At 44.8% G+C, this 9,188-nt stretch carries 12 protein-coding genes; 2 read left to right on the plus strand and 10 right to left on the minus strand.

Annotated features, from left to right (window positions below):
* The 9 genes from AB4384_RS22645 to fkpA form a co-directional block, all read right to left on the minus strand.
* Positions 1-233: GTP-binding protein (locus tag AB4384_RS22645; protein ID WP_240698606.1), on the minus strand; the 233-nt coding region annotated here is incomplete at its 3' end.
* 147 nt (positions 234-380) lie between these two features.
* On the minus strand, positions 381-2,477 hold the full coding sequence (gene fusA, locus AB4384_RS22650; RefSeq protein WP_372130148.1) for an elongation factor G: 2,097 nt from the start codon (positions 2,475-2,477) through the stop codon (positions 381-383).
* A 166-nt stretch (positions 2,478-2,643) separates the two neighbouring features.
* The gene (rpsG, locus tag AB4384_RS22655; RefSeq protein WP_010435163.1) at positions 2,644-3,114 is read right to left on the minus strand and encodes a 30S ribosomal protein S7; all 471 of its coding nucleotides are present in this window, start codon (positions 3,112-3,114) and stop codon (positions 2,644-2,646) included.
* 107 nt (positions 3,115-3,221) lie between these two features.
* Positions 3,222-3,596 carry a 30S ribosomal protein S12 gene (gene rpsL, locus AB4384_RS22660; protein ID WP_004737194.1) on the minus strand — a complete coding sequence of 125 codons (375 nt, stop codon included), beginning with the start codon at positions 3,594-3,596 and terminating at the stop codon, positions 3,222-3,224.
* Positions 3,597-3,778: 182 nt separating this feature from the next.
* Entirely contained in the window at positions 3,779-4,054 is a 276-nt protein-coding gene (gene tusB, locus AB4384_RS22665; RefSeq protein ID WP_017063711.1) for a sulfurtransferase complex subunit TusB, read from the minus strand.
* A gap of 8 nt (positions 4,055-4,062) precedes the next feature.
* Positions 4,063-4,419 (minus strand): sulfurtransferase complex subunit TusC, encoded by a 357-nt coding sequence (tusC, locus tag AB4384_RS22670; RefSeq protein WP_017063710.1) that lies wholly within the window; start codon positions 4,417-4,419, stop codon positions 4,063-4,065.
* The gene (gene tusD, locus AB4384_RS22675; protein ID WP_017063709.1) at positions 4,416-4,805 is read right to left on the minus strand and encodes a sulfurtransferase complex subunit TusD; all 390 of its coding nucleotides are present in this window, start codon (positions 4,803-4,805) and stop codon (positions 4,416-4,418) included. Before tusD ends, tusC begins: the two co-directional genes overlap by 4 nt.
* Complete coding sequence (locus AB4384_RS22680; protein ID WP_004729851.1) at positions 4,799-5,524, minus strand: transcriptional regulator; 726 nt, start codon at positions 5,522-5,524, stop codon at positions 4,799-4,801. The genes tusD and AB4384_RS22680 overlap by 7 nt, the downstream gene beginning before the upstream one ends.
* Positions 5,525-5,729: 205 nt before the next feature.
* Positions 5,730-6,506, minus strand: a complete 777-nt coding sequence (gene fkpA, locus AB4384_RS22685; protein WP_017061105.1) for an FKBP-type peptidyl-prolyl cis-trans isomerase — start codon at positions 6,504-6,506, stop codon at positions 5,730-5,732.
* Between the two features lie 131 nt (positions 6,507-6,637).
* On the opposite strand from fkpA, the gene AB4384_RS22690 reads away from it, so the two are divergent.
* Both AB4384_RS22690 and AB4384_RS22695 read left to right on the plus strand, forming a co-directional pair.
* Positions 6,638-7,615, plus strand: coding sequence for a WD40 repeat domain-containing protein (locus AB4384_RS22690; RefSeq protein ID WP_102320012.1), 978 nt, complete (start codon positions 6,638-6,640; stop codon positions 7,613-7,615).
* Positions 7,616-7,620: 5 nt separating this feature from the next.
* The gene (locus tag AB4384_RS22695; protein WP_009848930.1) at positions 7,621-7,848 is read left to right on the plus strand and encodes a SlyX family protein; all 228 of its coding nucleotides are present in this window, start codon (positions 7,621-7,623) and stop codon (positions 7,846-7,848) included.
* 180 nt (positions 7,849-8,028) lie between these two features.
* Here AB4384_RS22695 and AB4384_RS22700 read toward each other — a convergent pair whose 3' ends face one another.
* Positions 8,029-8,994 carry an isoaspartyl peptidase/L-asparaginase family protein gene (locus tag AB4384_RS22700; protein ID WP_017061107.1) on the minus strand — a complete coding sequence of 322 codons (966 nt, stop codon included), beginning with the start codon at positions 8,992-8,994 and terminating at the stop codon, positions 8,029-8,031.
* Positions 8,995-9,188: the final 194 nt, after the last annotated feature.

The raw sequence follows: 9,188 nt of genomic DNA on the forward strand, positions 1-9,188 counted from the left end.
GCGTAGTGACGTGCTGGAGTGTCGTACTCAACGTGAGAAGTTGCGATTGTGATACCGCGCTCACGCTCTTCTGGAGCGTTATCGATAGATGCGAAATCTTTAGCAACACCGCCGTATACTTTTGCAAGAGTAGTACAGATAGCAGCAGTTAGAGTTGTTTTACCGTGGTCAACGTGGCCGATAGTACCAACGTTTACGTGCGGTTTCGTACGTTCAAATTTTTCTTTAGACACAATCGTGTTCCTTCCTAGTTATGATTCGCCACGTTCATTATTGAGCGAGACGCGCCAGAAATTGCTATTTTATGCGCCAACTCTCGTTAGCGCAATATTTGGACGCATTGTTCTTTCAAAAAATGAAAAAAAATGCCTTCCTTTTGTTTAACCACGCTCTGCAATGATTGCTTTTGCAACATTGTTAGGCACTTCAGCGTACTCACTAAACTCCATAGAGTAAGAAGCACGACCTTGTGTCGCAGAACGTAAATCAGTTGCGTAACCGAACATGACAGACAACGGAACTTGTGCACGAATTATCTTCAGGCCAGCTGTCCCCTCGTCCATACCTTCGATGATGCCGCGACGACGGTTAATATCGCCAACAACGTCACCCATCCAGTCTTCTGGAGTAGTTACTTCAACTTTCATCATAGGCTCAAGCAGAACCGGTTGCGCTTCAAGTGCACCCGTTCTGAAAGCCATAGAGGCAGCGATTGTAAACGCCATCTCACTTGAATCTGTTTCATGGTAAGAACCATCATATAGTGTAGCTTTGATATCCAAAACTGGATAGCCAGCAAGCACACCATTGTTCATCTGCTCTTCAACGCCTTTAGCAACTGAAGTGATAAACTCTTTCGGTACGATACCATTGGCAATTTCATCCACAAAGACAAAGCCTTCGCCAGCTTCTGATGGTTCTAGTTTCAGCCATACGTGACCGTACTGACCTTTACCACCATGTTCACGGATAAATTTACCTTCCGCTTTCGCTGTACCACGAATAGTCTCACGGTAAGCCACTTGCGGGTTACCAACGTTGCAGTTCACGCTAAATTCGCGCTTCATACGGTCAACGATGATATCTAAGTGTAGTTCACCCATACCAGAAATCAGAGTCTGGCCAGTTTCCGCATCCATATCAACGCGGAACGATGGGTCTTCCGCTGCTAGTTTACCTAGAGCGATAGTCATTTTATCTTGATCAGCTTGAGAGCTTGGCTCTACAACGATCTGAATAACTGGGTCTGGGAACTCCATGCGCTCAAGAACAATCTTATGGTTCTGGTCACAAAGGGTTTCACCAGTAGTCACATCTTTCAGGCCAATGATGGCTGCGATGTCACCTGCTCGTACTTCTTTTACTTCTTCTCGCTTGTTTGAGTGCATTTGAACAATGCGACCTAAGCGTTCACGTTGTTTCTTCACAGAGTTATAAGCTGTTTTACCGCTTTCAACAACACCAGAGTAAACACGGATGAAAGTTAAAGTACCAACGAATGGGTCTGTTGCAATCTTAAATGCTAGCGCTGAGAACGGTTCTTTGTCGTCTGCGTGACGCTCTGCTTCGTTCTCATCTTCATCGATACCTTTAATTGCAGGTACATCGACTGGAGAAGGAAGGAAATCAACAACTGCATCTAGAACAGCTTGTACACCTTTGTTTTTGAATGCACTACCACAAGTAGCAAGTACGATTTCATTATTAAGGGTACGAGTACGAAGACCTTGTTTGATTTCAGCTTCTGTTAGTTCACCTTCTTCAAGGTACTTATCCATCAGCTCTTCATTTGCTTCTGCAGCAGCTTCAACAAGTTCTGTACGATATTCTTCAGCCATTTCTTGCATGTCTGCAGGAATATCTTCGTACGTGAAAGTCATGCCTTGGTCAGCTTCATTCCAGTTAATTGCCTTCATCTTGATAAGATCGACAACGCCTTGGAAGTTTTCTTCAGCACCAATGTTCAGTTGAATTGGAACAGGAGTTGCGCCTAAGCGGTCCTTGATCTGTTCAACTACGCGCAAGAAGTCAGCGCCGGTACGGTCCATTTTATTAACGAAAACCATACGTGGAACTTGGTACTTATCAGCTTGACGCCATACTGTCTCTGACTGAGGTTCAACACCAGATGAGCCACAGAACACAACAACTGCACCATCAAGCACACGCAAAGAACGTTCTACTTCGATTGTGAAGTCAACGTGTCCAGGAGTGTCGATGATGTTAATACGGTGGTCCGAGAACTGAGCTTCCATACCACGCCAAAACGTAGTGGTTGCTGCTGAAGTGATCGTAATACCGCGCTCTTGCTCTTGCTCCATCCAGTCCATGGTTGCTGCACCATCGTGAACTTCGCCGATTTTGTGAGAAAGACCGGTATAGAACAGAATACGTTCACTTGTGGTTGTTTTACCTGCATCTACGTGAGCAACGATACCGATATTACGGTATTGCTCTATAGGAGTTTTACGAGCCACGGTTGAATCCTCTTATTAGAGACTTAGGGACTATTGCTATGTCTAGATTAGGCGTTAAAAGCGATGCTTCGCTAAAAATTGCTTGCCCTAGAAATAGCAATAGTTCCTAGCATAAGCATAGGAACTAAAGAAGTGCTGCAAGGAACCTTGCAGCACTAAAAAGGTATTACCAACGGTAATGTGCGAACGCTTTGTTTGCGTCAGCCATGCGGTGAACGTCTTCACGTTTCTTAACCGCAGTACCTTTGTTCTCAGACGCGTCTAGCATTTCAGCAGCTAGGCGTTGAGCCATAGATTTTTCACCACGCTTACGCGCAGCTTCAACTACCCAACGCATAGCAAGAGCGTTACGGCGAACCGGACGAACTTCTACAGGTACTTGGTAAGTTGAACCACCTACACGGCGAGATTTAACTTCTACCGCTGGGCGAACATTTTCAAGAGCTTCTTCAAATACAGCTAAGTGGTCTTTACCAGACTTCTCAGCCATTGAATCTAGTGCAGTGTAAACGATTTTTTCTGCAGTAGATTTCTTTCCGTCAACCATAAGGATGTTAACGAATTTTGCCAGCAATTCAGATTTGAACTTAGGATCTGGAAGGATCTTACGCTGACCTATTACGCGACGACGTGGCATGGATATTCTCCGTTGTCTTCTTCAGGTTTTTTCCAAAACTTTTCAGAATAATAAATAAAATAGTGTTTGGCCTTACTTAACGATTTCTTTTTAAAAAAGAGAATCAATTAAGACTTAGGACGTTTCACACCGTACTTAGAACGACCTTGTTTACGGTCGTTAACGCCAGCACAGTCAAGTGCGCCGCGAACAGTGTGGTAACGAACACCCGGAAGGTCTTTTACACGACCGCCACGGATTAGTACAACACTGTGCTCTTGTAGGTTGTGGCCTTCACCGCCGATGTACGAAGTTACTTCGAAACCGTTAGTTAGACGTACACGACATACTTTACGTAGTGCCGAGTTAGGTTTTTTAGGTGTAGTAGTGTAAACACGAGTACATACACCACGTTTTTGTGGGCACGCTTCTAGTGCAGGCACGTTGCTTTTAACAACTTGCTTTACACGAGGTTTGCGAACCAACTGGTTAATAGTTGCCATTAACTAGCTCCTGAAATTTACTTGAAAGTAAGCTTTGTGAAAAATCTATCCCTAATCACAAGTCGTAATTAGGGACGCAAAATTCTATTCAGCAGTGGGAGGTGTGTCAAGAAATATACAGATCTTTTTTAGCCGTCTAGAGCTCAGGATGGTCTACTTTTAACCAAACTGATAAAACACAGCTACCAAGTGACTGATTTGTCGTTCAAAACCGTCAGTTTAACGAAGCCATCGAAGTCAACTTGATCAATGGTACTTGAGACAAGTAGTTGTAAACCTCGGCTATCGAGATCTGGTTTTAACACCGACACCTGCTCTACTGCGCAGATTTGAGTGAATAACTCATGATTGGGAAGGCAAACATACACCGCATCTTCCACCAAAAGATACTGATCTTGTGGCTGAGAATAGGTCAATGCGAGTTTAAGTTTGTCGACTGATTTTACAATATGAAGCATAGCGTCCCCTAGAAAGTCAGTATCTGTTGGCACTGAGCTAACTTCTGCGTTAACTCGTCGGCTTCAACGGTGGTCACATCGATCAGCAGGTTGTCTGCTGAAAGACCAAACTGACTCAGACTACGCTGACACACATACACCTGTTCGATGTCGTACAGGTCCATAAGTTTGAATGCAGAGATGTAGTCACGCGATAGTGTTTCGTCGGGCTGCTGCGCTTTGAGAAGCTGTGTCACGCCATCGCCAACAAAGAACACGGCAATGTCTTCACTATATGCGGACGCAGCAAGCAGGGCGTCTAACCCTTCTCTACCCGCAGCGGTCGTATGAGGGAAACTGTTAAATATAAAGGCTAACTTTCTCAAAACTGCACAACCCTATCTTGCGTTAGTAGCGCTTCCGATAAGCTTCCTAATCCGGCTTGAGTAAATCCAGTGGCTAGGTTAGAGGCACTTAGTTGATGTTGCTCTGCTTCTTCAGAGCTAATCACTCCGCGTCTTAGCGCAGCTGCCACACAGGTTTCAAGGCTAACATCGTGTTCATCAGCCAGCTTTTGCCAAGCAGAAGCTAAATCAAATTCATCGTTAGCCGGTACGGTAAGGTCTGAGCCGTTACTGACGCCATCTTGATAGAAGAACACACTGTGAAGTTTGTGGCCCTGTTTAATCAGAGCCACGGCAAACTGGTAGGCACTTCTTGCTGACTGTGAGCCATAGACTGGCCCATTCACTAGGAGTGTATAGCTTAGCAACCCTCTTCATCCTCTGTTTTACGTTGGCGGATGTATAGGTACACGGTGTGCTTAGAGATGTTCAGTCGCTCAGCAACGCGGTTGATCGCGTCTTTAATATCGAAAATACCTTTGTCGTACAGCTCCATCACGATCTGACGGTTCTTAGTATTGTTCGATACCGATTTGTCAGCGTTAATTTCTTCAATGGTGCGTTCAACCGTTTGGTCGACAAGTTCTTCAACGTCACTAGCGAAGTTAACCGATGATGCGGCTTCGTCTGCGTCTTGTGTAGGCATGAACGATTGCAGCACTTGTGAGAATGGCGCGTCTAGATTCACGTTAATACACAGTAGGCCAATCACTCGGTCTTCACCGTTGCGGATAGCAACCGTGATCGACTTCATCAACACTCCGCCTTTAGCGCGAGTGAAGTATGAACGTGAGAAGTTACGCTTAGAACCTTCAATATCTTTTAGCATCTTCAATGCAAGATCGGTAATCGGCGAGCCAACCTGACGACCTGTATTTTCGCCGTTGGCAATTTTAATCGCAGAAGTATTGAGGTCTTCTAAAGAGTGCAAAACGATTTCACAAAACGGACCAATAAGGCTCGCAATACCGTCAACAACGGCCTCATAAGATCTTAGAATGATTTTATCGTGTTCACTGAATGGCATAACGTGGACTGATTCCATTTCAAGTAACACATCTGCATTGACTGTTTCTGTAGTAGTCACTTATTCCTTACCTTCGTGTGAAAAATCAACAAATTTATGTAAGTTTATCAGAAAATTTTAATTGCACACCTAGCTAACATTGCAACTAGTGATTTAGAACAAGTTTAAAAATCAAATACTCATCTTCAAATCATAAAAAAAGCCTAACTCAAAGTTAGGCTTTTTATTCAATCAACGTATTTTAGTACGAGGCTTTTAACCGATATTACTGTGCAGGAGCTGCTTCAGCGTTATCGATGTTTAGTAGTTCTACTTCGAATACTAGCGTTGAGTTAGCTGGGATAGTCGGTGTGTCTTGCTCACCGTATGCTAGCTCTGGCGGGATAACGAACTTGTACTTAGAACCAACTTGCATCAGTTGTACGCCTTCAGTCCAGCCTGGGATTACGCGGTTTAGTGGGAATGTTGCTGGTTCGCCACGATCGTAAGAGCTGTCGAACTGAGTACCGTCTGTTAGCGTACCTTTGTAGTGTACTTGAACGGTATCAGTGTCTTTTGGAGAAGCGCCTTCACCAGCAGTCATTACTTGGTAAAGTAGACCAGATTCAGTTTGCTTAACGCCTTCAGTTTTAGCGAACTCAGCGCGGAAGTCATCACCGGCTTTCTTCACTTCTGCAGATTTTTCTGCCGCTTGTGCTTGCATCGTTTCAGCAACACGCTTGTCTAGAGCTTCAAGAGCTGCGCGAGTTTCTTCTTCGTTAAGTGCTGTTTTCTCTGCGAATACGTCTTCGATACCTTGAAGAACCATATCTTTGTCTAGGTTGATACCTAGCTCGCTTGGCTTATCAATGCTTGTGCTTAGGTAGTTAGCGAAAGATACACCGATTGCGTAAGCCGCTTTGTCATCTTCTGTTTTAAAGTTTACTGCTTCAACTTTAACTTCTTCTACCTGTGGAGCTTCTGCCTTTGGTTCTTCTTTCTGACAACCAACTGCTAGCATAACCGTTGCGGCAAGCAGTGATACTTTTAAAACTGATTTCATTGAATTCTCCAATTAATGGCCAAGCCATTGGTTATTGTGCACAAATCTAATGATTAGATTGGTGTGAATACGTTAGTTATAACAATATACTAGTCATATGTCTTTCGACACAAACCGGATTATTAGATGTGATGCGAATATTTTTCCACTCATTGCTATGTACAATTGTCATCGCCTTGTTAAATGGATGTTTTTTCTTCCAAGATGATGAGCAACGTTGGGAAATAGAACCCAATGGTGCCACCAGCTTTGCCCTTAGCAGAGATGGACGCTTCGCCCTGCTCTACTCTCAGAAAAAACAACTATTGCTTTGGGACCTTGCCGAAAACAAAGAGTTAGCTCAACTCGGCCCACAAGATCAATTAGAAAACCAAGTATCGCGTATCCGTATCTCGGACAATGGCCGCTTTGCCATTACCGCAAGCCAGATGAACTTCGCCGTTTGGGACCTCTCTTGGACTCAAGCACAAGGGCTTTGGTCTATCTCCGATGGCTTAATTCGCGATGTCGATATCTCTAGCAATGGTGAAAAAGTATTGCTTGGCCTGTCTAATGGCAAAGCGATCTATGTGGACTTAGTCACCGGACGCCGTCTTGAGTTCCTTGCTCACCGAGAAAAAGTTAATTCTGTTTCCCTTTCTTCCAATGGTCGCTACGCATTATCAGGTGGCAACGACTATAAAGCCTACCTGTGGGATACCGAGTCAGGCTTGGTATTACGCACCTTTGAGCATGAACAAAGAGTAGTACGAGTCGCGCTACAACGCGATGGCGAGCTGGCTTTTACCTCTGATGGCGGCAATCAAGCGATGATTTGGGATCTTGAAACGGGCGAACCTCAAGCGCAATTGCAAAGCTGGTCTCGACAGTTGATTTTTTCGAGTGCTCGTTTTTCTGATGACGGCAGCATGTTGGTGACGGGCACGCCATCCAGCCAAGTGAGTGTGTGGAATACTCAGGATGGCAAACGAATTTCTCGCCACGATGCTGAGCCACTAAAAGATGCTCGCCCTCCTCGTGCGGTAGTGTATGATGCAGCCTTTGATGATAAGAACCGTGTGATATCGGGCACCTCTGCGGGCATTGCCCAAGCTTGGAATGTGGATTAAGAACGATGACAGAAAAGCGAGTTGAACAACTAGAAAGCCGCGTAAATGACCTAGAGTGTCAGCTAGCTTTCCAAGAACAGACCATTGAAGAACTCAATGAAGCGCTTAGCCAACAACAAATGTTAATCACGAGAATGCAAGATCAGATGAAGTTCGTGGTTGGCAAAGTAAAAAATATGGATGGCTCTAATCTAGCTGACGCATCAGAAGAGACGCCACCTCCACACTATTAAGTGCGGTTCAAAATAACCAATTAAATCTAACGACGCATATCGTTAGTTTCTCGTCCTCAATGTGTAAACACATTTCAGGACGGGACATAGAAAACTAAAAGGGCGACAGATACTTATCTGTCGCCCTTTTGTTTATTTCATCTCAGTGAATAAGCTAAAGCCAATTAAGCCGATACCAACTTAGTCGTCGGCATAAATCTTCACTTCAACACGACCTTGAGTATCAACGCTTGCACGATACATTCCTGAGCTGTTCATACCAAAATGTATATCGCCTTGGCCATCGATAGCGATCAAGCCACCTTCTCCACCCATGGTTTTCAATTCACCTTGAATGATCGTTTCACAAGCGGTGTGCACATCTTCTTTCAGATAACGCATTCGTGCTGCGACATCACTGGCGACCATTTTACGTAGGAAGAACTCACCCATCCCGGTTGTTGAGACGGCAACATTGCCATTTTCAGCGATGGTTCCTGCACCAATGATCGGAGAGTCACCCACACGACCGTATTTCTTATTGGTCACGCCACCGGTACTGGTTGCTGCCGCTAAGTTACCCGCTTGGTCTAATGCGACCGCACCAACCGTGCCGTACTTTTTATCGTCAGGGTATTTCTCAGCTTGCTGTTCATCATATTTCGCTTCAGACAGAGCAAAGATGCCTTTCTCTTTCATCGACTGAAGTTGGTCATAGCGGCGCTCAGTAAAGAAGTAGTCTTGCTCGGTAAAGGTGTAGTCATGCTCAAACGCAAACTTCTCGGCACCTTCACCAATCAGCAACACATGGTCGCTTTTCCGCATCACATCACGTGCAAGCTCAATTGGGTTTTTGATATGGCGAACGCCTGCAATAGCACCTGCATCCATTTCGCGGCCATGCATCACAGAAGCGTCCATCTCAACAAATTCATCATGCGTTAAAACAGAGCCCCTACCGGCATTAAAGTGCGGGCTGTCTTCCATCACCTTAACCGATGCCACTACCGCATCCAGAGCATCACCACCCGATTGCAATATTTGATAACCAGCCAAAACCGATTTTTCCAAAGCCTCGGTAATACCCGCTTTTAATTCATAGCTCATTTGCTCGCGCAAGATGGTTCCTGCACCACCATGAATGGCAATTGAAAAAGGCTGTGACATACAAACTCTCCACTGACGTCGTCTTATAATGTTGTGCTATCAATACCACATCCATGGTTCGATGTCTGATAACGAAAACCAAACTTTTACGAATGCTTAGATTTGCGGACACTTAGTTTGGTAGAGAAAAGCGAGGTCAAAAAGCGAGACTCCTAAACGCAAAAAGCCTCCACAAGGGCTGTCTCTTATACACA

Origin of the sequence: Vibrio sp. 10N.261.51.A4, from assembly GCF_041471945.1 — a bacterium.
GTDB classification, from domain to species: Bacteria; Pseudomonadota; Gammaproteobacteria; order Enterobacterales; family Vibrionaceae; genus Vibrio; species Vibrio crassostreae_C.

Excerpts from the sequence above, each read along its gene's own strand:
- rpsG (WP_010435163.1), bottom strand. The coding sequence starts at position 3,114 with ATGCCACGTCGTCGCGTAATAGGTCAGCGTAAGATCCTTCCAGATCCT.
- rpsL (WP_004737194.1), bottom strand. The coding sequence starts at position 3,596 with ATGGCAACTATTAACCAGTTGGTTCGCAAACCTCGTGTAAAGCAAGTT.
- tusB (WP_017063711.1), bottom strand. The coding sequence starts at position 4,054 with ATGCTTCATATTGTAAAATCAGTCGACAAACTTAAACTCGCATTGACC.
- fkpA (WP_017061105.1), bottom strand. The coding sequence starts at position 6,506 with ATGAAATCAGTTTTAAAAGTATCACTGCTTGCCGCAACGGTTATGCTA.
- AB4384_RS22690 (WP_102320012.1), top strand. The coding sequence starts at position 6,638 with ATGCGAATATTTTTCCACTCATTGCTATGTACAATTGTCATCGCCTTG.
- AB4384_RS22695 (WP_009848930.1), top strand. The coding sequence starts at position 7,621 with ATGACAGAAAAGCGAGTTGAACAACTAGAAAGCCGCGTAAATGACCTA.
- AB4384_RS22700 (WP_017061107.1), bottom strand. The coding sequence starts at position 8,994 with ATGTCACAGCCTTTTTCAATTGCCATTCATGGTGGTGCAGGAACCATC.